This is a genomic window from Streptomyces roseochromogenus subsp. oscitans DS 12.976 (genome assembly GCF_000497445.1).
GTDB classification, from domain to species: domain Bacteria; phylum Actinomycetota; class Actinomycetes; order Streptomycetales; family Streptomycetaceae; genus Streptomyces; species Streptomyces oscitans.
The window spans coordinates 7282353-7306144 of the sequence record NZ_CM002285.1 but is presented as its reverse complement, the minus strand read 5'-3'; the positions used below and the strand labels follow the sequence as shown (position 1 = coordinate 7306144).

At 70.5% G+C, this 23792-nt stretch carries 13 protein-coding genes and 1 pseudogene; 12 read left to right on the top strand and 2 right to left on the bottom strand.

The window, feature by feature from the left end; genetic code table 11:
• Positions 1-490 precede the first annotated feature (490 nt).
• Positions 491-3331 carry a non-ribosomal peptide synthetase gene (locus tag M878_RS81205; RefSeq protein WP_023551509.1) on the bottom strand — a complete coding sequence of 947 codons (2841 nt, stop codon included), beginning with the start codon at positions 3329-3331 and terminating at the stop codon, positions 491-493.
• A 576-nt stretch (positions 3332-3907) separates the two neighbouring features.
• Here M878_RS81205 and M878_RS81200 point away from each other — a divergent pair.
• The 12 genes from M878_RS81200 (at position 3908) to M878_RS81150 (ending at position 23236) form a co-directional block, all read left to right on the top strand.
• Positions 3908-4120 carry an MbtH family protein gene (locus M878_RS81200; protein WP_023551508.1) on the top strand — a complete coding sequence of 71 codons (213 nt, stop codon included), beginning with the start codon at positions 3908-3910 and terminating at the stop codon, positions 4118-4120.
• Positions 4121-4244: 124 nt separating this feature from the next.
• Entirely contained in the window at positions 4245-5264 is a 1020-nt protein-coding gene (locus M878_RS81195) for a class I SAM-dependent methyltransferase (RefSeq protein ID WP_023551507.1), read from the top strand.
• Between the two features lie 2 nt (positions 5265-5266).
• The gene (locus M878_RS81190) at positions 5267-7516 is read left to right on the top strand and encodes an amino acid adenylation domain-containing protein (protein WP_051430136.1); all 2250 of its coding nucleotides are present in this window, start codon (positions 5267-5269) and stop codon (positions 7514-7516) included.
• Between the two features lie 47 nt (positions 7517-7563).
• Positions 7564-7920, top strand: coding sequence for a phosphopantetheine-binding protein (locus tag M878_RS99045; RefSeq protein WP_023551505.1), 357 nt, complete (start codon positions 7564-7566; stop codon positions 7918-7920).
• A 3-nt stretch (positions 7921-7923) separates the two neighbouring features.
• A complete protein-coding gene (locus tag M878_RS81185) occupies positions 7924-9171 on the top strand; it encodes a condensation domain-containing protein (protein WP_023551504.1) in 1248 nt (415 codons plus the stop codon).
• 36 nt (positions 9172-9207) lie between these two features.
• Positions 9208-16671, top strand: coding sequence for an amino acid adenylation domain-containing protein (locus M878_RS81180; RefSeq protein WP_158692816.1), 7464 nt, complete (start codon positions 9208-9210; stop codon positions 16669-16671).
• Positions 16668-18053, top strand: coding sequence for an FAD-binding oxidoreductase (locus M878_RS81175; protein WP_023551502.1), 1386 nt, complete (start codon positions 16668-16670; stop codon positions 18051-18053). Before M878_RS81180 ends, M878_RS81175 begins: the two co-directional genes overlap by 4 nt.
• 29 nt (positions 18054-18082) lie before the next feature.
• The gene (locus M878_RS81170) at positions 18083-19141 is read left to right on the top strand and encodes an amino acid--tRNA ligase-related protein (RefSeq protein WP_023551501.1); all 1059 of its coding nucleotides are present in this window, start codon (positions 18083-18085) and stop codon (positions 19139-19141) included.
• A gap of 15 nt (positions 19142-19156) precedes the next feature.
• Positions 19157-20491 (top strand): MFS transporter, encoded by a 1335-nt coding sequence (locus M878_RS81165; RefSeq protein ID WP_023551500.1) that lies wholly within the window; start codon positions 19157-19159, stop codon positions 20489-20491.
• The gene (locus M878_RS81160) at positions 20488-21633 is read left to right on the top strand and encodes a cytochrome P450 (protein ID WP_023551499.1); all 1146 of its coding nucleotides are present in this window, start codon (positions 20488-20490) and stop codon (positions 21631-21633) included. Before M878_RS81165 ends, M878_RS81160 begins: the two co-directional genes overlap by 4 nt.
• Positions 21634-21683: 50 nt before the next feature.
• A complete protein-coding gene (locus M878_RS81155; RefSeq protein ID WP_023551498.1) occupies positions 21684-22409 on the top strand; it encodes a thioesterase II family protein in 726 nt (241 codons plus the stop codon).
• On the top strand, positions 22406-23236 hold the full coding sequence (locus M878_RS81150; protein ID WP_023551497.1) for an SDR family oxidoreductase: 831 nt from the start codon (positions 22406-22408) through the stop codon (positions 23234-23236). Before M878_RS81155 ends, M878_RS81150 begins: the two co-directional genes overlap by 4 nt.
• A gap of 240 nt (positions 23237-23476) precedes the next feature.
• Here M878_RS81150 and M878_RS49405 read toward each other — a convergent pair.
• A pseudogene (locus tag M878_RS49405) lies at positions 23477-23792 on the bottom strand (aminopeptidase N); the annotation flags it as partial.

Genomic DNA, 23792 nt, shown 5'->3' with positions numbered 1-23792 from the left:
CCGCGAGCGCGTCCAGGACCGTACCGAGGAGGGGGCGCAGGGCGGCCGGGCCGTGCGGGCCTGAGGCGAGGGGCGGCGTACGCAGAGGTCCGGCACCGCTCATCGGCTGTCCTCCGCTCATGGGCTCTCCTCCGCTCATGGCCTGGCCTTCGGAGAGTTTCCGGCGCCGGATGGCTTCCGGCTTGTGGCTGGACTTCCAGCTTGTACGGAAAGACGCCCCTGCGTCCAAAAAGCCCAACGATCAGCACCCGAAAGTGGGTACTGCCGTGCGAGGAAAGCGCGTTGGGACGGCGCTTGTGCGGCGCTGACACCGGTCAGACGGTTGACGCGCGGGTTGCCGCCCCCGAGGACGATGTGCTGCGGCTCGCCGGGGGCCAGGGCGGCCGGGCCGTAAGACGAACGCATCTCCCCGGCCGGGAGACAGAAACGGCGGTACCCGGCCTCCGCGAGGGGCGCTCTCCCGGGGGCGCGCAGTGCGATGGCGCGGCTGTCAGCTGGTGGCGCTGTTCTGGTCGAGGGCGGCCGTGAGTGAACGCACCGTCGGGTTGCGGTAGAGGGCGCGCAGCGGCACAACGGGAATGTCTCGCTTACGGGCCTCCGCGGCGAGCTGAACTGCGGACAGGGAATTGCCGCCCAGTTCGAAGAAGTTCTCGTCGAGCCCGACGGGGACGCCCAGGATGTCCTGCCAGAGGGCCGCCAGACGGGCCGCCAGCCCGGATGCCTGCCTGTCATCGGTGACCGTGCGGGTCTCTATCGCTGGGGGCGGGAGGCGGCGGGCGTCGAGCTTGCCGTTGACGGTCAGGGGGAGCGAGCCGAGTGCCGTGACGGTAGTGGGCACCATGAACGCGGGCAGAAGCCCGGATGTACGCTGCCGGACACGGTCGGTGTCTCCGTCTGCATCCGAGGCCAGGACCACGTAGGCGTCGATGCGTGTGCGCGCGGCACCGCCGTCCGGGTCACCGCCGAGGACCACGGCGCACGAGGTGACGCAGGGGTCTTCCAGCAGGACGTTGCGGATCTCGTCCAGCTCGATTCGGAACCCGCGGAGCTTGACCTGGTTGTCCAGACGCCCCAGGTGCTCCAGCCGCCCGTCGGGAAGGAGACGACCGCGGTCACCGCTGCGGTACATCCGGCCCTCGGTGAAGGGGTCGGTGACGAAACGCTCGGCCGTCAGCTCGGGCCGGTTCCAGTACGTGAGCGCTACTCCTTCCCCTCCGACGTGGATCTCTCCGGGTGCTCCGGGCGGCAGGATGCGTCCGCGCTGGTCGAGGACGTACACGTGCCATCCGGGAAGGGGCCGGCCCACTGATCTGGTTCCGCTGAGTACTTCGTCGCGGCGGATGGCCTGTGCCGTCACATGGACCGTGGTCTCGGTGATGCCGAACATGTTGACCAGCCGGCACTGCGACTCGGGGTAGCGGTCGAGCCAGCCGCGGAGACTGCCGGTGTCCAGGGGTTCGCCGCCGAAGATGACCAGCCGCATCGGGAGTTTCGTGCTCTGTTCCCTGTCTGCGGCCGCCAGTTGAGCGAAGGCGGACGGAGTCTGGCTCAGCACGGTCACCTGCTCCCGCACAAGGAGCCGGTGGAACTGCTCCGGTGAGCGGGAGTCCCAGTAGGGCACGACGACCACGCGGGCTCCGGTCAGCAGGGCTCCCCAGATCTCCCAGACGGAGAAGTCGAAGGCACCCGAGTGGAAGAACGTCCACACGTCGTCGCCGGTGAGTGCGAAGTCCGGCCGCGTTGCGTTCATGAGGGCGATGACGTTGCGGTGCGGTACGACGACGCCCTTGGGCCGGCCGGTGGAGCCTGAGGTGTAGATGATGTAGGCCGGTGATTCCGGGCCGCGTTCCGGGGCCGGGAGGCCGGGAGCCGCGGCGCCGGCTGCATGAAGTGCGTCGGGCCTCAGCAGGCTGGACGATACGTCGGCGATCTCGGTCAGCTCGGTGATGACGGTGGCGAGTCCGGCGTCCTCGATGGTCTGGGCGAGACGTGCGGCCGGGTAGGCGGGGTCCATGGGCACGTAAACGGCGTCGGCGAGCAGGACGGCCAGGAGACAGACGACAAAGTCGGCTGACCGCTCAAGACAGATGCCGACGTGGTCTCCGGGTGCCACGCCGTGCGCTCGCAGTCCGGCTGCCAGCTGTGTCGCCCGGGCGTGGAGCTGGTGGTAGGTGAGCCGGTCCGTGCCGTGGGTGACGGCGATCGCCTCGGGAGTCCGTGTCGCCTGCTCGGTGAAGACGGCGTCGATTCTGTCGGGCTGCCACCGTAGTTCGGTTCGTGCCCGGCCGAGTTCGGCGACGGCTTCCCGCTCCCGGGTGTCGAGGAGGTCCGCGTCGTCCGGGACGGTGTCTGCCGGCTGCCGGGAGATCCAGGCGTGGACGCGGGCGACCTGGCCGGCGAAACGCCGGGCAGCCGTCTCGCCCACGATGTCCGGCTGACGGTGCGTTTCGAGCCGCAGGGTCCCGGCCGGATCGCGTCGGGGAACCAGGGTGAGCGGAAAAGGCGCGGTCTGGCAGGGCAGGTACCCCTCGGGGGCCTCCGGGAGGACCCCCACCAGCACGCCCCCGTACGCTCGGGAGGCCGGAGCCCCGTCCTGACCGCTGTCGTGGCGCAGGGCAGGATCGGTGAGCAACTGTCGCGCCCGGTCCAGCAGGTCGCCGATACGCCGTTCGCCTGTGAGGTCGACGGGAAAGAGAGCGCCGAACTCGAAGGCCCCCAGGACGCCTTCGGGCCGGTCGGGATCCGCTGAAAGTGCGGCGACCACTGGCCTGTGCTGATCCTCGTAACGCCCGAGGACGATCGCTGCCGCGACCAGGAGCCCGGCCTGTGTGTCCTCGACCGTGTGGTCGAGGCGAACCCCGGGCGTACCGCCGGCCGGGTCGGCCGGCACGATGCCGCGGGGATCCGGCGCACCCCAGGCGGGGACAGTGCCGAAGTCGGCGTTCTGGAAGTCCTCGCGGTCGCCGTCTTCGCCCGCTGCCGGCCAGGAGGGGTGAGCCGTGGCGATGCCGGATGGGTCGCTTCCGCATGCCAGGGCTTCCGCGGCCGTCCGAAGCGACGGTGCGTCAAGAACGGCGCGGTGACTGACGAGTACCAGATCGCTGACCTGGTCGGCATATCGCAACAGCACCGCGCGGGCCGGCGGGCATTCAGGCGCGTGCGGATCCAGGGCGCGGTGCAGTTCGGCGTGCAGCCGGCGGCGTGCGACCGGGGAATCGGACGTATGCGGTACGTCGTCGCACCAGAATCCTTGCGTGGTGGCAGGTGCAGGACTGTGCAGTTCCGCGATGCGGGCTATCAGCGTACTGGCCGACTGCTCGATGCCGGGCACATCCGCGCTCTCAGGCAGCCGAACGTGCCATGCGTGGCAGTGCGCGGGAGCTGCGTTCTCGTTTGCGGGCAACGGCGATGTAGCGCCAGCGAGCACGGCTGAATCCCCCGAGATAAGCCGGAATTTCACCAGGTACGTAACTCTGACGGTTCTGCAAATTATTCGGATCTGCCCCCGTCCGGACAGGCCATAGGCACGTCACTAGGGCCTCGAAGAGAGAACTCCGGCGATCATCTCCGTACCTCGCAGAAGTGTCAATAGCACATTTCGCGTCACGCTCGGCCGCCGGCGACTCGTGTCACGCCTGTCCGATTTCAACCCCCTTGAATGGCTTCAGTGAAGGGCGGAACGCGCCTGAAAACCAGGTCTATGACGCGGGCACAGTCTGAAACCAGCCACCCGAGCACTCGATGTGACCCGTATCACATTGATCGTTTGTCGTTGCAATGTGCAGGATCTAATGTCTGCAAAGTGCAGCTCGGGTGAAATGGAGTCACGTTCAAACACGGGCGCAGACCTGGTGTCGCGATTGCTCTATCGCCTGGGGAATCCTGTAGTCGAGCGAGAAGGGTCCCGGTGTCCACCAATCCGTTTGACGACGGCCAGTCGGGGACATTCCTCGTGCTTGTCAACGACCAGAATCAGCACTCACTCTGGCCTGCCGAGTCGCCCGTTCCTGATGGATGGACGGAAGTGAGCAGCGGCGCCCGGCAGGAGTGCCTGAACTACGTCGAGTCCCATTGGACCGATATGCGTCCGGCCAGGCTGATCGAAGCGCAGTCCGGCTGACGCCTCACAACGCCGGTGTGAGCGCCACAAAACGCGACCCGGTGCACGGCCAGCTCATCCATAGTCCTGGCAGCCAAAAGCGGGGGAGCCAGTTCCAGTGTCACATCCTTCTACGGATACCTCTGTGCCCGCGGGCGCCGGGTATTTGCCGTCCGTCTCGCTCGACGAGTACTTGTCCCACGCGGCTGCGGAGCATCCGGGCCTGCACGACCTGATCGACCCCACGCGGGCATGGTCGCCCCGTCTGCTGTCAGCGCTGGTGTCCGTCACGAACGAGTTCGACTCCGACGAGACCGGCCGCGGTGACTCCTACCGCCGGGCGCAGCGGGACGCCTCCGTGCGCTGGACCGGGGCCCGGCAACTGCTGCAACTGGCCACCCCTGCCGACTCGCCCGGCGACGTGACGCTCCTCGACGTTCTCGGAGGCGACGGCACCATCGCTCGCGCGGTCGCCGACCGCGCCGACAGTCGCCTGGCGAAGCTCTCGATCATCACCGGCGACATCTCCGGCGAGATGGTGGCCCGGGCACTCGCCCAGGGCCTGCCCGCAGTGCGGCAGTCCGCGGACGCGCTCCTGCTCAGGGACGCCTCGATCAACGCCACGCTCCTGGCCTACGGCACGCACCACATCGCCCCCGCTGACCGCCCGCAAGCCGCGAGCGAAGCGGTGCGTGTGGTCAAGCCCGGCGGGAGGGTCGTCCTCCATGACTTCGACACGGCCAGCCCGATGGCCAGATTCTTCACCGAGGTCGTCCACCCGTACTCGGCGGCCGGCCACGACTACGCGCACTTCTCGCGTGCCGAACTGACCGCACTCTTCTCCGGGTTGCCGGTCACGGCCGTCGTCCTGGACGTCTACGACCCACTCATCGTCGAGGCAGACGACCGCGAGACGGCCTGCGCCCGTATGTGTCAGTACATTGCTGACATGTACGGCGTGCAGGAGGTGTTCTCCGCGCACCGTGACACCGCCGCCTCGTGGGCCTTCGTCGAAGAGATCTTCGATCACTCGTGCTACGCGGCCGAACTCCGCGATGCCCCGCCCGGGGTCCCGCTGCGGCCGGTCCTGCGCGAGTCGGGCGGCCGCTGGTTCGCCGAGGTGCCGCGCATGGCGATCGTCGCCGTCGCAGAGAAGCGAGCGTGACGATGCAGCCGACCTACGTCCCGGACCTCCTGTGCACGCCCGACGCCGTACCCGAGGGAACTCCCGCCGTCCTCAGCGCCGACGGCGAGCTGTCGTACCGCGAACTGTGGGACCAGATCGCGGCAGTCGCCCGGCAACTGCGCAGCGCCGGTGTCGAACCGGGCGATCACGTCGCCCTCTACCTGCCGCGTTCCGCCGGCTATGTGAGCGCGCTCATCGCCGTCATGACCATCGGCGCCGTCGCCGTGCCCATGGACCCCGAGTTCCCCAGCGACCGCCTGCTCCAGGTGGTCGCCGTGTCCGAACCGCGAGTGATCCTCTGCGACGCGGACAACCACCTCGCCGCGCTCGGCCCCGCGCCATGGCTGGCTCTGGACACCCGGTGCCGCCAGGGGGATGTGGAGAGCCTCGCCGCCGCCACATGGCGCGAGCGCCCCGCGGGCGAGCAGACGGCGATGATCCTGTTCACCTCCGGCTCCACCGGCCGGCCGAAGGGCGTCCGGCTCCACCACGCCGGGCTGTGCAACCGCCTGGAGTGGGGTCACCGGCACTACCGCCTGGCGGACGACGACCGTGTCCTGCACAAGGCGTCCCACGCCTTCGACGCGGCGATCCACGAGATTTTCTCGCCGCTGATCGCCGGTGGCACCCTGGTCATCGCCCCGCCGGGACTGCAGTTCGACAGCCTCGGCATCGTCCGCCTCATCCAGGAAGCCGAGGTCACCACCGCCCACTTCGTCCCGTCCGTCCTCCGGTACGTCGTCGACGAAGCCGAACTCGCCTACTGCACCTCGCTGCGCCGCGTCTTCTGTGGCGGCGAAGCGCTCGACATGACGCTCGTCCGGCGGTTCCGCGATCTGCTGCCCGCCAAGCTGTACAACGGCTACGGCCCCACCGAAACCTCGGTGAACGCCACCTACTGGGACTGCAGTGAGCCCTTCGACGGGGACATCGCGCCGGTCGGGCGGCCCATCGACAACGTCGTGTGCCGCATCCTCGACGAGGACCTGACAGCAGTGCCCGCGGGTGAGACCGGGGAACTGTGGATCTCCGGCATCGCCGTGGGCGGGGGCTACCTCGATGACGACGCCCTGACCGCCGAGCGCTTCCGCCCCGACCCGTTCGCCTGCGACGGCACCCTGATGTACCGAACCGGGGACAGAATCAGGCAGGCCGAGGCCGGCTACCTGGAGTTCCGCGGCCGGATCGACGACCAGGTCAAGGTCCGCGGCGTCCGAGTGGAACCCGAAGAGGTCGGCACGGTCCTCCGCCACCACCCGAAGGTGCACGATGCCGCCGTCGTGGGCGTCCCCGACGGCAGCGACGGCGTGCGTCTCGTCGCCTACGTCGCCGCCAGGCGCGCCCACTCGCCCGTCGTCGGCGGCCTGAGCCGTATCGAGCTGCCCAACGGCCTGGCCGTGGCCACTCCGTCGCCCGACGAGGCGCTGTTCCTGTACCGGCAGATCTTCGAAGAGGACGAGTACGCCCGCTTCGGCCTGCGCATCGGCCCCGACGCGGTCATCGTCGATGTCGGCGCCAACATCGGCCTGTTCTCCCTGTGGGCAGCCCGCCAGGCCGACGGTGTCCGCGTCGTCGCTGTCGAGCCGAACCCGGACACGCTGCCCTACCTGCAGGCGAATCTGGAGCTGAACGCGGTGACGGCCGACGTCGTCCCCATGGCGGTCACCGACCGTTCCGGAACTGCGACCCTCACCTCGTTCCCTCAGCTCAGCTACCTCTCCGGACTGGGCACGGACCGTGAGGAGGCGGCTGCGGATCTCGTGGAGTCGCACTTCCGCAGCACCGCGGCCGCCACCGGCGACACCGGCACAGTGGACGAGGCCGAACTCGCCCAGCTGCGCCGGGACACCGAGCGCCGCCTGGCCGCAACTCTGCACCAGGTCGCGACCACCGACCTGTCCAGCATCTTCGACCGCTTCGCACTCGACCGCGTCGACCTTCTGAAGATCAACACCGAGGGTGCCGAACTTGACGTGCTGCGCGGTCTGCGGCCCGAGCACTGGCATCGGGTGGGCCAGGTGTGCCTGGAGGTCGAGCGCGCCAGCGCCGTGGGCCCGGAGATCCGGAAGATCCTCACGAACGCCGGCTTCAGCCTGCACGAGATCGACGACTGGAACGTCGACACCGCGGCCGATGTCACCTACGTGTACGCCACCCGCGAGCCCACCGAGACAGGCGCGGGCACTGCCGTACCGGCCGCATCCGATGCCCGGCCCGGCCGGGCCTGCTGACGGCCCGTCAGATCCGCCAGCACGCGGCAGCCCATCTGCCCTCCGCCATGCAGCCGTCCCAGGTGGTCTTCGTCGAAGACCTGCCCCGGCTTCCCAACGGCAAGGTCGCCAAGCTGCAGCTGCCGCCCCCACCCGCCATCCCCGCGCCCACCGCGGCGGACACCACCGCAGGCGTCGAGGAACAGCTCAGGGACCTGTGGCGCGAGGTGCTCGCCGTCGACGCGGTCGGGGACGACGACGACTTCCTCAGCCTGGGCGGGCACTCACTGCTCGCCCTGCGCGTCACCGCCCGGGCCCGGGGCATCGTCGGCACCGAGACCACCCCCAGCTCCTGCCTCAAGGCGCCGACCTTCGCCGCATGGCTCGCCGAGGTCCTCCGGAACGCCCCTGTTGTGAGGGGCTGAGCCATGTATTCCTTCCGTCCCCTGTCGGACATGCAGCAGTCCATGCTGGTCCACGAAATGCTCGCGGACCGGCCGATGTACACGATGCCGCTCTGCTTCCGGATCGTGGGCCCGCTCGAAGCGGCGGCGCTGGAGCGGGCACTGCACCGGGTCATCCGACGCCACCCGGTGCTTGCCGCGACGTTCCAGGACGGCACAGCCGTCCCCCTGGGCCCGTCCGCGTCGCTGCCTGCCCTGACCCGTACTTGCTCGGCGCCGGCCACCGATGACGTGCTGACCCTGCTCACCGACTGGTGGGACACACCGTTCGACCTGACCGTCGAGCCCCCCGTGAGGGCGCGCCTCGTCTCCGACCCGTCAGACGGCGTCCACCATCTGGCTCTCGCCGTGCACCATGTGGCCGGCGACAGCTGGTCCCTCGCCCTCCTGGCCGACGACCTCGGCCAGGCGTACGCCGCGGAGATCGGCGGCCCCGATTTCACCGGCACGGCACCGGACTTCTTCGACCACGCCGAACGCGAGGACGCGCACCCGGTGGACACCGCCTGGTGGAAGGACCGTCTCCATGGTGTGCGCCCCGGCGCAGCGCCTCGCACCAGCCCGCCAGGCGAAGCCGAACGCGGCACCTTCCTCGCTCACGACCTGCCGCTCGGCGCGGCCGAGACCCGGGCCGTGCGCCGGCTCTCCCGGTCCTGTCAGGTGTCGCCCGCCGTCGTCCTGTTCACCGTGGTGAGCGCGGCCGTCGCCGGGAGCGGGCCCGACCACGACGTCGTCGTGGGCATGCCCACCGCACTCCGCGACAGCCAGGACCTGCAGAACACCATCGGCCCCCTGCTCAACACCCTCCCGGTGCGCACCCTGTGGCCGGACCACCTGCCGCCCACCCTGGTCATCGAGCGGCACGCCCAGGCGATCGACGCCGCCCTCGACCACAAGGACGTCCCCTACTCGCGCATCCTGCGCGCCGCGGCCGCGCACGGGGCACACGGAGCGGCCCCGTTGTTCCTGCACCTGGTCAACGTCGACGTGGTGGTTCCCCGGCTGCGCTTGCCGGCCCTGCGCACCACGCACGTGCCTGTCCCGCCCCGCTGGGCCAACTTCCCCGCCCTGTGGGAGTTCGGCTGGGGCACCGTCGGCAACATCCGCGGAACCCTGCGCGCGTCGGCGGACGCCTTCACCGAGCAGGACGCCCGCCAGCTGCGGGACGCCTTCCGGGACACCCTGGCCCACTTCACCTCTGACCTCCACTGACTCCTGCTCCAACGCATCGCTACGAAGGGGAGCCCCGTGTCTTCCACGCCCTCCATGGGCCCCGCGCCCCGTACCGCACAGGAAGAGACCCTCAGCAAGCTGTTCGCCGAAGTGCTGGGTAGGCCGGAGACCGCCGTTGACGAGAACTTCTTCGAGGCCGGCGGCGACTCGCTGCTCGCCATGCGGCTGATGAGCCGCATCCGGCAGACCGTGGGGCACGGGATACACCTGCGCAAGTTCTTCGAGGCTCCCACACCGGCCGGCGTCGCCCGGGCCCTGGCCCAGGCCGCGGCCCCGCCCGCGCCGAAGGTCCCGGCCCTGGCCGACACGGTCGTCCCGCAGCGGATCCCCCTGTCACCGGCGCAGCGGCGCCTGTGGTTCCTCGCTCAGCTCGAGGGCCCCAGTCCCCGCTACAACATGCCGATCGGGCTGCGGCTGCAGGGCACGGTCGACACCGCGGCCTTGCGGGCTGCCCTCGGCGACGTCGTGGCCCGCCACGAACCGCTGCGCACCGTGTTCCCCCAGGAAGAGGGCGTGCCGTTCCAGCACGTCCGCCCGGCCGCCGACGCACCGCCCGCCCTCCAGCACCGGCGTGTTCCCTCGGCCGAGCTGACGGCGGCGATGCTCGGGGCGACCGGCGAGGCCATCGACATCACCCGTGATGTGCCGCTGCGGACCTGGCTGTTCACTCTCACGGACACCTCGGCCCAGGAAGAGCCGGAGCACGTCCTTGTGCTGGTGTTCCATCACATCGCCGCCGACGGCTGGTCCGTAGGCCCACTGCTGCGCGACCTGGCAGGCGCCTACGCCGCCCGACTCGACGGCCGGGCACCGGTGTTCTCCCCGCTCCCGGTCACCTACGCGCAGTTCAGCACCTGGCAGCACCGCACCCAGTCCGACGACGCCGGCGACGACGGGGCCCTGCGCAAGCAGCTCGCCTTCTGGCGCGACGCTCTCGCAGGCCTTCCCGACCGGATCGCGCTGCCGTTGGACCGGCCGCGGCCCGCCGTCCCCTCACACCACGGCGCCGGTATCGACTTCGCCGTTGAAAGCGATCTCCACACCCGGCTGCTCACCGTTGCCCAAGAGCACCAGGCAACGCTCTTCATGGTCCTCCAGGCCGCGCTGGCCACCGTCCTCACCCGCTACGGGGCGGGCGAGGACGTCCCGATCGGTTCACCCGTGGCCGGCCGTTCCGACGACGCCCTGAACGACCTGGTCGGCTTCTTCGTCAACACGTTGGTGCTGCGTACCGACACCTCGGGCGATCCCACCTTCGCGGAGCTCCTCGACCGCGTCCGCACCACGGACCTGGCTGCCTACGCGCACCAGGATGTCCTGTTCGACCAGGTGGTCGAAGAGGTGAACCCAGAGCGTTCACGCTCTGCGAACCCCCTCATCCAGGTGGCGCTCGCCTTCATCGGCCAGTCGGTGGGCCTGGGCGACCTGCCGGGTCTGCCGCACGCCGCCCTGTTCGACGTGCCCACCCAGGTGGCCAAGTTCGACCTGGTCCTCAACGTCCGGGAACTCACGGCGAACGGCCGGCCGCAGGGGCTTGCGGGCTTCCTCGAGTACTCCACGGACCTGTTCGACCACGAGAGCGCCCAGCGGCTCGTCCACACGATCCTCCGTGTCCTCGACGAGGCGACCGCCGACCCGGGCCGGCGTATCGGGGAGCTCGATCTGGTCGACGCAGAGGACCGGGCCCGCACGCTCGCCCTCGGTGCCGGTGCCGAGGGCGGTGCTCGCGCCACGGTTCCGGATCTCTTCGCCGCCCAGGTCTCCCGCACTCCTCATGCTCCGGCCCTGTTCAGCGCCGGTCAGGAGATCACATACGCGGAGCTCGACGCCCGTTCCACCGCGCTGGCCCGCCGCCTCGCGGGGCTGGGGGTCGGGCCGGAAGCCCCGGTGGCCGTCCTCATGGAGCGCTCCCCCGAGCTGATCGTGGCCCTGCTGGCCGTCCTCAAAGCGGGCGGCGCCTACGTCCCGCTGGACCGCCGCTATCCGGCAGCCCGCCTGAGCGAGATCGCCGAGATCACCCGGGCCCGGGTCCTGCTCGTGGACGACGCCTCGTCCACGATGGCCTTCGGTCACCGCATGGAGCGCGTCGTGGTCGCCCCCGGTCCCGCCGCCGATACGGGTGGGCCGCAGCTGCCGGGCACGACGGATGCCGACCACCTGGCCTATGTGATGTTCACCTCCGGATCCACGGGCGTGCCCAAGGGCGTGGCCGTCACCCACGCCGACATCACCGCCCTCGCCACCGACAGCGAGTTCCGCGGCCCGGCCCACCGCAGAGTGCTCCTCCATTCCTCACAGGCGTTCGACGCCTCGACCTACGAGCTGTGGGCGCCGCTGCTGAACGGCGGCTGCTGCGTCATCGCCCCGCCCGGTGAGCTGGACGTCGCCGCCCTCGCCGCGGCCATCGAGTCCGGCCAGGTGAGCGCGGTGTGGCTCACCGCGGCGCTCTTCGCACTCGTCACCGACGAGGCTCCCGCCACGCTCGGCACGCTCCGGGAGATCTGGGCAGGAGGCGAAGCCGTGTCCGCGGCAGCGGTCCGCAAGCTCCGCGAGCGCTTCCCCGCCGTGCGGTTCGTGAACGGATACGGCCCCACCGAGACCACCACCTTCGCCGCACGCTGGATCCTGGACATCGATGAGCCGGTCCCCGACGCGCTGCCCATCGGGAGCCCGCTCGACGGTATGCGGGCCTACGTCCTCGACTCCAGGCTGCAGCCGGTACCGCTCGGCGCCATCGGGGAACTGTACGTGGCGGGTGCCGGGCTGGCCCGCGGATACCTCGGGCTCCCGGGGCTGACGGCGGAGCGGTTCGTCGCCGACCCGTTCGGGGAGCCGGGCGCGCGGATGTACCGCACCGGCGACCTCGCCCGCTGGAACAACCAAGGCGAACTGGAGTTCGCCGGCCGTGCCGACGGACAGGTGAAGATCCGCGGGTTCCGCGTCGAACCCGGCGAGGTCCAGGCAGCCGTCGAGGCCGACGCGGCGGTAGCGCGAGCTGCCGTCATCGTCCGGGAGGACCGGCCGGGCGACAAACGCCTGGTGGCCTACGTCGTTCCGGCCAAGGGCACGTCCCAAGCTGACACGGATGCGCTGGGCGACCGCCTGCGGGACCGGCTACCCGCCTATCTGCTCCCCGCCGTCGTCGTCCTGGACGAGCTGCCCCTGACGGTGAACGGGAAGCTGGACCGCCACGCGCTCCCGCAGCCCGAGTGGACGGCCGGAGCCGGGTCGGCGCCGGGGCGCACTCCACGCCAGGAGATCCTTTGCTCGCTGTTCGCCGAGGTCCTCGGCAGGCCGCACGTGGGCGTCGAGGACGACTTCTTCGCCCTGGGCGGCCACTCCCTGCTCGCCATGCGGCTTGTCAGCCGCGTCCGCACGGCTCTCGACACCGATGTCGACCTCGGTTCGTTCTTCAGTGCCCCCAGCCCCGCCGGAATGGATCGCCTGCTGACGCCGGCCGGCAGCGGTGCCGCGCACCGCCGGCCTGAACTGACCGCGGACGAACGGCCCGAACAGGTACCGCTGTCCTTCGCCCAGCAGCGCCTGTGGCTCATCAGCCGCATCGACGGGCCGAGCCCCGCCTACAACATTCCGGTCGCCCTCCGCCTGCACGGCGCCATCGACGCGGAAGCCCTGCGTGAGGCGCTCGGCGACGTGATGCGCCGTCACGAGACGCTCCGCACGGTGTTCCCCGAGTCCGGCGGCGAAGCACATCAGGTCATCCTCTCCCCGGACGCCGCCCCGCCGGTCCTCACGACCACTGTCGTCGACCGGGACGCGCTGGACGACGAGATCGGCCGGGCCGCCCGGCACATCTTCGACATCGGCTCGGACGTTCCGCTGCGGTGCACCCTGTTCAAGGTCGCCGGGAGCGACGACGAGCACGTTCTGCTGGTCCTGCTGCACCACATCGCCGGTGACGGTCTGTCCATGCGTCCGCTGCTCAGCGACCTGGCCGAGGCCTATGCGGGCCGCAGCAACGGCGCCGCCCCCGCGTTCCGGCCGTTGCCGGTGCAGTACGCCGACTACACGCTGTGGCAGCGCACCCTGCTCGGGGACGCCGGCGACGCGCACAGCGTGCAGGCCGGACAGCTCGCGTTCTGGCGCGAGGCCCTCGACGGAGCACCGCAGCAGCTCGACCTTCCCTTCGACCGACCGCGGCGTGCCGTGGCCGGCCACCAGGGCGCCACGGTGGAGCTCACGCTCGATGCCGACCTGCACCAGCAGGTCCTTGATCTGGCGCGCCGCACCGGCACCACGCTGTTCATGCTGCTCCAGAGCGCGGTCGCCACCATGCTGAAGCGGTCGGGCACCGGCGACGACATCCCCTTGGGCACCGTGGTCGCCGGACGGTCGGAGACCGGACTCGACGATCTGGTCGGCTTCTTCGTGAACACGCTCGTGCTGCGGACGAGCACGGCGGGCGATCCCACCTTCGCCGAGCTGCTCGCCCGGGTCCGTGCCACCGACCTTGCGGCGTTCGCGCACCAGGACGTGCCCTTCGACCGGATCGTCGAGGAGACCCGGCCCGAACGCTCCCTGGCCTGGCACCCGCTGTTCCAGGTCTTCCTCGCTCTCGACGACGGCTTCGTCGACGGCGCCCCACGCTTCGCCGGCACCAGGGCGGAGCTGCTTCCGCTCACCACCGATACCGCGAAGTTCGACCTGTCCATCGACTTCGCGAACCGTCGCGACCACGAGGGCCGGCCCGCCGGCCTGCACATGGTGATCGAGTACGCCACCGAACTGTTCGACCACAAGACCGTGGCCGCCATGAGCAGGCGCCTGGTGAAGGTCCTCCGGCACGCTGTCGCGGACCCCGACCGGCCCATCGGATCCTTCGACCTCCTGGACGACGACGAGAGGCAGCTGATGCTCGCCGACTGGAACGGCCTGCCGTCGCCGGAGCAGCCCATCGACCTTCCCGGCCGCGTGCGGACCCTGGCCACCACCCGCCCTGGCGCACCCGCCCTGTCCGATGTCCACGGCACCCTCACGTATGCCGATGTCGCCCACCGCGCCGGAGCGGTAGCCGGGTCCCTCGCGGCCGCGGGGGCAGGGGTGGACACCCTGGTCGCCGTGCTGTCCGCGCGCAGCACCTGGTTCGTGACCGCCGCGCTCGGCGCGCTGGGGACCGGCGGCGGCTACATGCCGCTCGACCCGGGAACGCCGGTCGCCCGGGCCGCCGGGATGCTGCGGGACGCCGATGTCCGCTTCCTGCTGGCCGCGCCCGATCTCCTCGGCCAGGCCGGCGAGATCGTCGCCGCGTGCGGCGACCACGCGGTCACGCTGGTGCCCGTCGACGACACGGCGACCGCACCACCCCCGGTCACGGTGGAGCCGGAGGCGATCGCCTACTCCGTGTTCACCTCCGGCTCCACCGGCCGCCCCAAGGGTGTCCTGGTGCCGCACCGCGGCCTGTCGAACCACCTGCGCGCAGTCGTCGCACTCTACGGACTCGACGAACACGACACCATCGCCTTCAACGCCCCGCTGACCTTCGACGTCTCCATCTGGCAGACCCTCACCCTCTTCTTGGCCGGCGGCCGCGTCCACGTCTTCGACGACGACACCACCCGCGACCCCCTGGACATGGCCCGCGCCGTCGCCGCACACGGAGTCACGGTGCTCCAGATCGTGCCCGCCGTCCTGCGGGCCGTGCTCGACCTGTGGGACGACGACGACACCAGCGTCGAGTTCCTCGCCGGGCTGCGCTGGATGCTCGTCCATGGCGAGGAACTGCCACCCGACCTCGTCGCCCGCTGGTACAAGCGGCATCCAGGCATCCCCCTGGCCAACGTCTACGGCCCAGCCGAGTGCTCCGACGACGTGTCGATCGCCGTCATCGAACCCGGCTCCCTGGCCGGCGGCTCGCGCGCCCCGATCGGCACACTGCTGGCCAACACCCGCGCCTATGTGCTGGACGAGCACCTGCGCCTGCTGCCCGCCGGCGTCACCGGCGAGCTCTACGTGGCCGGGGCCGGCCTCGCCCGTGGCTACGCCCGCAACCCCGGGCTGACCGCTGAGCGGTTCATCGCCGACCCCTACGGAGACCCGGGCGAGCGGATGTACCGCACGGGCGACCTGGCACGCTGGAACCATCACGGTGTCCTGGAGTTCGTGGGCCGCGTGGACCACCAGGTGAAGATCCGCGGCTTCCGGGTCGAGCCGGGCGAGGTCCAGGCCGTCATCGACGCCGACGATGCCGTCGGGCACAGCACCGTGCTCGTGCGCGAGGACCAGCCCGGCGACAAACGCCTGGTGGCCTACGTCGTCCCCGACCGGGGCCGCGAACACGACCTTTCGCCCGACGCGTTGCGCCGCCGGGTGGCGGCCGCCCTGCCCGCGTACATGGTCCCCGCCGTGGTCCTGCTGGACGAGTTGCCACTGACCGTCAACGGCAAGCTCGACCGCAAGGCCCTGCCCGCACCGGAGCTGCCCTCCCGAACGGCCCCCGCGGCCGCGCGCAGCCCGCGCGAGGAGAGGGTATGCGCGCTGTTCGCCCAGGTCCTCGGCCTGCCCGACGTGGACGCCGAGGACGACTTCTTCGCCCTGGGCGGGCACTCCCTGCTCGCCATGCGGCTGGCCAGCCGCATCCGGGCCGACCTGGCCATCGACGTGTCGGTCAGGAGCCTGTTCCAGACACCCACACCCCGCGGACTGCTCGAAGGCACCATCGGCGGCGGCGACTTCGACGTCCTGCTGCCCCTGCGCCCGGCCACCGGCCGCCCCCCGCTCTTCTGCGTCCATCCCGCGACCGGGCTTGCCTGGAGCTACCTCGCTCTCGCCCGTCTGCTCCCCGCCGAGGTGCCGGTGTACGGCCTCCAGGCGCCGGGCCTTGCGGACGGGGCGGAACGGCCCGCCGGTTTCGGCGAGATCACCGACCTCATGGTGCAGGAGATCCAGCAGGTCCAGCCCCAGGGCCCGTACCGGCTGCTCGGCTGGTCTCTCGGCGGCAACATCGCCCACGCGGTCGCCACGCGGCTGCGCATGGCCGGAGCCGAGGTGGAGCTGCTGGCGCTGGTGGACGCATATCCCCCAGCGACCTGGCCGTACCCCGACATGGCCACCCCCGAGCAGTGGGACGAGTTCGCCCTGCTCACCACCCTCGTGGCGCGGCCGCACGACCCCGCCGGCCATGACGGGGACTTCGCGTCGCTGCTGACTGCGCTCCGCGCCGAAGCGGCGGCCCATGTGCCTCTGGACCACGAGCGGTTCACTCGACTGGTGGAGGTCGGCGTCAACGCCAGCCGGCTCACCTCGGCGTACGCGCCCGAACGGTTCGACGGCACGGTCCTCCACTTCACCGCCACCCGGGGCCGCACGCCCGACGGCCCCCGCCCCTCTGCCTGGGAGCCCTACGTCGAACGCCTCCAGGAGCACCCCCTGGACTGCAGCCATGAAGAAGTGCTGGCGGAAGTGCCCCGCCAGCGCATGGCCGACGTTCTCGCGCCCCTCCTCATCCAAGGAACCGAGTGACCCACGTGCCCCTCCACGACCGCCCCGACCTTCAGGTGCCCGGCCGCTGGCTCCGGCCAGGCGCGCCCGGCTACGACACGGCCCGCCGCATCTGGAACGGCATGCACGACCGCCGGCCCGCCTTCATCGCCCCGTGCAGCAGCCCGGAGGAGGTCTCCGAGGCTCTGCGCTACGCCGCCCGCACCGGCCTGGAGATCACCGTGAGGGGCGGCGGCCACAATGTCGCCGGCACCGCCGTCGCCGACGGCACCCTCATGATCGATCTGTCACCCCTGCGGACCGTCACCGTCGACCACGCCGCCCGCGTCGCGCAGGCCGGCGGCGGCTGCCTGCTCGCCGATCTGGACGCCGCCACCACACCGCACGATCTCGCCTGCCCGGCCGGCGTGGTCTCCCACACCGGCCTGGGCGGCCTCACCCTCGGCGGCGGCTACGGATGGCTCGCCCGCAAATGGGGTCTGACCTGCGACCACCTCCTGGCTGCCGAAGTGGTCCTGGCGGACGGCTCGGTCGTCGAGGCCACCGAGGACGACCACGCCGACCTGCTGTGGGCTCTGCGCGGAGGCGGCGGCAACTTCGGCATCGTCACCCGCTTCACCCTCCGCCTGCGACCAGTCGGCCCCGTCCACTACCACACCGGCGTCTACCCCCTGGCCGCTGCGCAGGACGCGCTGGCCGCCTACCGGGACTTCGCCCCCAGCCAGCCCGACGACCTGCACACCGTCGGAGCCCTCAAGCACGCGGGCACCGCGGACTGGATCCCCGCCGAACTCCATGGCCGGCCCGCCCTGTTCCTCACCGCCGCCTGGTTCGGCGACCCGGACGACGGACCGGCCCACACCGCGCGGCTCTTCGACACCACCGGCCCCGCCGCCACCCTCGTGCGACGCATGCCGTACGCGGAGCTCCAGAGCCTGGGGGACCACGGCGAACCCGCCGGCCACCGCTACTTCACCAAATCCTGCTACCCCACCGACCTCACCCCCGAGACGGCCGCCGCGTTCATCGCCGCCGCACAGGAGATCCCCTCCGCCCTGTCCTCCATCGACTTCGAGTACCTGCGCGGCGCCATCGAGCACGTCCCTGAAGAGGATTCGGCGTTCCCGAGCCGCGGCGCGCCCTACATCTTCACCGCCTCGTCCCAGTGGACGGACCCGCAGCAGGACACGCCGAACATCGCCTGGCCCCGGCGCAGCATCGAGCGCCTCGCGCCGATGTGCACCGGCGGCGCCTACGTCAACTACCTCCACGACGAGGCGCCCGGGCGAGTCCTCGAGGTCTACGGCACACATCGCCATGCCCGCCTGGCCGCCGTGAAGAAGGCATACGACCCCGCCAACACCTTCCGGCGCAACCAGAACATCCCGCCCACGCCGTCCTGACGCCCACGCTCCACCAGGAGAGACCCCACATGTTGCAGCAGACCCAGTCCCTCACCCTCCTGAAGCCCCCCGCCGTCCACTCCAGCAATGCCCCGGACGCCTTCGTCACGGTCCTGCGCTCACCGTGGTACGGCCTCGTCGCCGACCTCTACGACGTCGTCGAGCGGACCACCGGACACTACGCGCGCTCCAAAGGCCTGAAGAATCTGCCCTTCCCGCTCACGACCCGGACCGTGACCTGCCCGAACGCCTTCGGCAGCGACTCCGAGCCCGTGCCCGTGACCGTCCTCGGCGTGGACACCTTCCTGCCCGACAGCATGCAGTTCGCCCTGGAGTACGGCTGCCGGCTCTCGCCGGGCGGCTGCTACAGCATCCTGCCCTCATACCGCGGCGAGACCCCCGACGAGACCCACCTCAACCAGTACACGCACAGCGAGGCCGAGGTCCCCGGCAGCCTCGACGACATGATCAGCTACGTCGACGGCTATGTGAAGGCGCTCGCCACCGCGGTCCTGGACGAACACGGCGACCGCATCGCCCGGCTCCGGGGCACCACCGCCCACGTCGAGCGCATGGCCGCCCGAGGCGCCCCCTTCGAACGCATCACCTTCGACCAGGCCGTGCGGATCGTGGGTGACGTGGACGGCTGCGTCCGCGACGAGGGTTCATGGCGCTCGCTCACCCGCAAGGGCGAGCGATTGCTCATGCAGCGCGTCGACGAGTTCGTCTGGGTCGACCACTTCGACTTGCTGTCCGTGCCCTTCTACCAGGCGTTCGGTGACGACGCCGGACGCACCGCCCGCAACGCCGACCTGTTCTTCGGGCTCGGCGAGACAGTGGGAGGCGGCGAACGCCACTCGGACATCGAACTGCTGCGCAAGTCGATGGCTCTGCACGACGTCAACGAGCAGGAGTACGCCTGGTACGTCCGCATGCGCAAGGACCTCCCCATGGTCACCTCCGGTTTCGGCATGGGCATCGAGCGGTTCCTCATGTGGGTCCTGTCCCACGACGACATCCGGGACATCCCGCTCATGTCCCGGCTCAACGAGCACCCCGCCTTCCCCGACGCGGTCACCCGCCCCTAGCAGAAGGTCATCAGCGTGGAGACGAAGAACGCCGACGACGCCGACGACGACACCGGCACGCGCAGAAAACGGGGGGTCCTCGGCCAGCGGGACTTCAGGCTGCTGTGGATCGGCGAGACCGTACGCGGCATCGGCAACAGCGTCACCACGGTGGCCGTCCCCCTCATCGCCGTCGTCACCCTCGGCAGCAGCGCCACCGCGGTGGGCGTGCTCAGCGCCGCGGTCTGGCTGCCCTGGCTCCTGGTCGGACTGCCCGCCGGAGCCTGGGTGGACCGGATGCGGCGCCGCCCCCTGCTCATCGCGTGCGCCGTCCTCTCCGCCGTCCTCTACGCCACGGTCCCGGTCGCGGCCTGGCTCGACGCGCTCACCTTCAGCCACCTCCTCGCTGTGGTGCTGATCTGCGGCATCGCAGCCGTCTTCGTCCGCACCGCCGTGCACAGCTACCTGCCGACCGTGCTCACCGAGGCCGACCTCCAGGAGGGCAACGCCCGCATCAGCGCCAGCGAATCCGCCACCGACGTGGTCGGCAAAGGTCTGGCCGGTCTGATCAGCCAGGTCTTCGGAGCCGTCACCGGCCTCCTCCTCGACGCCCTCACCTTCGTCCTGTCCGCACTCTGCCTCGCCGGTATCAAGGCCAGAGAGACGAAGCCCGAACAGCCCGACCAACCCATCCCCCTGAGCCGGCAGATCGCCGAAGGCCTGCGCTTCGTGTTCAGCGACCGCTACCTGCGCCCCATCGTCACCTATGGCGCGCTGGTCAACTTCGCGCTCCTGGGATACCAGGCCGTGCAAGTCGTCTTCCTCGTACGCACCGTCGGCGTCAGCACCGCGACCGTCGGCGTGCTCCTCACCGCCGGCAGCATCGGCGGCATCGCCGGAGCCTCCGTCGCCCCCGCCGTCGGGCGGCGCTTCGGCACCGCCCGCGGCATGCTCGCCACCCAGCTGCTCACCGGGCCCTTCGCCCTGCTCCTCCCCCTCACGACATCAGGCGCAGGCCTGGCGTTCTTCGCCCTCGGCACCTTCGTCCTCGGCTTCGGCATCGTCACCTGCAACGTCGTCCTGGCCTCCTTCCGCCAGACCTACTGCCCACCGCGCATCCTCGGCCGTGTCGTTGCCACCACGATGGTCCTCAACCACAGCACCATCCCGCTCGGCGCACTGATCGGCGGCTTCCTGGGCGACGCACTCGGCCCCCGGCCCGCCATGTGGATCATGACCGCCGTTCTCGCCCCCTGCGGGTTGGTCCTCGCCCTCGGCCCCATGCGCTCCCAGCGAGACCTGCCCACCACATCACGGCCCGAGCCCGACACCGACACCGACACCGACAGCCAGGAGAAGGAACCCGCGTGACCACCGAAGAAGCGACCTCATCGGTCCGCTACTACGAGGACCTCGGCTGCTGGGTCGTCTGGGGCCGGGACCAGGTACAGGCTGCGCTCCAGGACCCGCACCTGTCGTCCGAGACCCTGGACGCCGTCAACCTCAGCTACCTTCCCGCGGACATGCACGGGGAGTGCGCCCACCTCATCGAGACCATGCGCCGTTGGTTCGTCCTCCTCGACGGCGAGAAACACACCGAGGCCCGGCGTGCCATCCAGCCGATGTTCTCCCCCCGGCGCATCCGCCGGCTCGAGGAGACCATCCATGTCATCCTCGAAGAGGAACTGGACAAGTTCGGTCGCTCCTCGCGGCACGACGCCATGCCGGACCTCGCGGACAACATCTCCGCGCGCACCATCGCCCTGCTGCTGGGACTCCCCGCCGACCAGGGAGACCTCCTCCACACCTGGGCTCGGCCCCTTGCCGACTTCCTCGCCGTCTCGTACCGACCCGACTACGCGCGTGCCGCCCAAGCCGCCCTGCGCGAGATGGCCGACTTCATCACGAACGCGCCCGCCGAAGACGGCGAGTCCATCTGGAACAAGGCCCAGGGCAGCGAGTGGGACCGGCTCGCGACCTCGTCCATGGTGATGTTCGGCGGCCTGGAAACCACCGCCGGCATGATCGGGCTCGCCCTCTGGCACATGCTCGGCAACAACCTGACCCACACCATCGCGGCCGCCACCGACGACGAACCCGCCAAGGCCGTCGTCGAACGCGTCCTGGAGCTGTATGCCCCGCTCGGACACGTTGCCCGCCTCGCCACACAGGACACGACCCTGTCCGGCCACGCCATCGCCAAGGACGACGTCGTCCTCGTCTCCCTCACCGGCCGGGACCTCTTCGACCACTCCACCCCTTCAACGCCGCTCGAACAGGGCACCGACCAGAACCGGTCCGACCACATCGCCTTCGGATTCGGCATGCACTACTGCGTCGGGGCTCCGCTCGCCCGGCTGACCGTGGCCAGACTCCTCACCCTGTTCGCCCGCCGCTTCCCCAACGCCACGGTCAGCGAGGTGAACTGGCGCGTGAACAAGACCTTCCGCGGCTTCGACCGCCTCGTCCTCGACCTGCAAGCGCCCGCTGCGGCAGCGCTGCCGCAGCGCTGACACCCCCTGTCTTCCTACCGTCGAACAGCCCGAATGAAAGGGTGCGCCGTATGCAGCCGACCGCACTGATCTGTCTGCCCTTCGCCGGAGCAGGCGCCTCCTTCTTCAAGAAGTGGCAGAAGGACGCACCAGACGGCATCCGCATCACTGCCGTCCAACTACCGGGCCGCGAAGAGCGCTTCCTCGACGACCCCGTCACTGACGCCTCCGCCGCCATCGACGAGGCCTGGGACCGGGTGGCGGCCGAGGTGGAGACCGCCGAACGCGCCGTCGTCTTCGGCCACAGCCTCGGCGCGGTCCTCGCCTACGAACTCGCTCACCGGATCGCCGACCGAGGACGGGTCCCTCTGGAACGCCTGGTCGTCAGCGGCTCAGCCGGACCCTGGAAACCACGCACCAACAGGGCCACCGGACTGAGCGACGAAGAGTTCCTCACCCGCGTCCGCGGCTTCGCCGGCTACGCCCACGAGGCGATGCAGAACCCCGAGATGCTCGAACTCCTCCTGCCCGTCCTGCGGGCCGACGTCGAGATGCACGAGAACTACCGGCCCTCCACCGACGCACCCCTGAAGGCACCGATCACAGCCCTGCGGGGAACCGACGACGAACTCGTGGACGCAGCCCAGACGGCTCAGTGGGCCGACGCCACCACCGCCGCCTTCACCACCGCCGAACTCCCCGGCGGACACATGTACCTCACCGACCAGGGCCCCGGCGTTCTCCGCCTCATCGCCGCCCAGCTGGACGCACATGACCTCGGAGCAGCCCCGCGATGACCGGCCGACTCAACGGCAAGACCGCTCTGATCACCGGCGCCGCCCGAGGTCTCGGCAGGGCAACAGCCGTTGCCTTCGCACGGGAAGGCGCCGACCTCGCCCTCCTCGACGTGGCCGAGAGCCTGCCCGGCGTGCCGTATCCCCTGGGGTCGGCCAGCCAGCTCGAACACACGGCAGACCTGTGCCGCAAGGAAGGCGCCGCGGTACTCGTCCACCACACAGACATACGGCACCTCGACCAAGTCCAGGATGCGGTGGACAGCGCGGCGGCGCGGTTCGGGCACCTCGACGTCCTCGTCAACAACGCCGGCATCGCCGCGCCGTCGGGCAAGGCCGCGCACGAGATCGAGGAGGACGAATGGCAGCTCATGCTCGATGTCGACCTCTCCGGAGCCTGGCGGCTGATCCGCTGCGTCGGCGGACTCATGGCCCGGCGGAGGACGGGCAGCATCATCAACATCGCCTCAACCGCCGGCCTGGTCGGCTACCGCCACTTCGCCGGATACGTCGCCGCCAAGCACGGACTCGTCGGTCTCACCAAAGCGGCCGCCCTGGACTACGGACCCCACAAGGTCCGCGTCAACGCCCTGTGCCCAGGCTCCGTCCGCGACGCCCCCCATGTCGAAGGACGCATGCTTGCCGAGATCGCCCGGTCCCTGGACGTGCCCGTCGACGAGCACGAACAGATCTTCATGCGAGACCAGCCCATGAACGCTCTTGTCGAACCCGAAGACGTCGCCGGCTCTGCACTCTGGCTGGCCTCGGACGAGAGCCGACAAGTGACCGGGGCTGTGATCACTGTGGATGGCGGCTTCTCCGCACGCTGACCCGTCGACGACCCGGACTGCTGGAGGGACCATGCTCTGACCGCAGCACTCCTCGTGGCATGTGCCGACGCCCCAGGATTCCGTGCAGCGTTTCGGCACAAGCCCCGCTTCAGGTGGAGTGAGGGCCGGCCGGTGGCGAGGAGACGGCCGGCAAGGGCACGGCCGGCATTGCCGGTCGCACCGGTCACCACGATCACGGAAGGTGCCTCCGGAGGCCAGCCGCGCCCTATGCCACCGGACCTACTCCGCTCGCGCCCCCTGTTCCGCCGGTTCCCCCTGCTCTCCGCGCACCCGCAGGGCCCGGGCCAGGTCATCGAGGCGGTCGGCGAGGGTACGGCGCAGGGCCGGGGTGGGGTCGGCGTCGCGCAGACAGGCCTCGCCGAGCCGCAGGTTCTCGGTGTCGACGGCGTGGGCCGGGAAGGCCCAGCGGCCGGCGGCGACCGCTATGGCGGGGCCGCGCCGGGCCGAGAGGGCCACGGCGTCCGGGTAGAAGCGCGCCACGTACTCCCGTACCAGATCGGCCTGTTCGGGTTGCCAGAAGCCCTGCGCGGTGGCC

Coding starts and splice junctions, on each gene's coding strand:
- M878_RS81190 (WP_051430136.1), top strand. CDS start 5,267: ATGCAGCCGACCTACGTCCCGGACCTCCTGTGCACGCCCGACGCCGTA.
- M878_RS99045 (WP_023551505.1), top strand. CDS start 7,564: ATGCAGCCGTCCCAGGTGGTCTTCGTCGAAGACCTGCCCCGGCTTCCC.
- M878_RS81185 (WP_023551504.1), top strand. CDS start 7,924: ATGTATTCCTTCCGTCCCCTGTCGGACATGCAGCAGTCCATGCTGGTC.
- M878_RS81170 (WP_023551501.1), top strand. CDS start 18,083: ATGTTGCAGCAGACCCAGTCCCTCACCCTCCTGAAGCCCCCCGCCGTC.
- M878_RS81155 (WP_023551498.1), top strand. CDS start 21,684: ATGCAGCCGACCGCACTGATCTGTCTGCCCTTCGCCGGAGCAGGCGCC.
- M878_RS81150 (WP_023551497.1), top strand. CDS start 22,406: ATGACCGGCCGACTCAACGGCAAGACCGCTCTGATCACCGGCGCCGCC.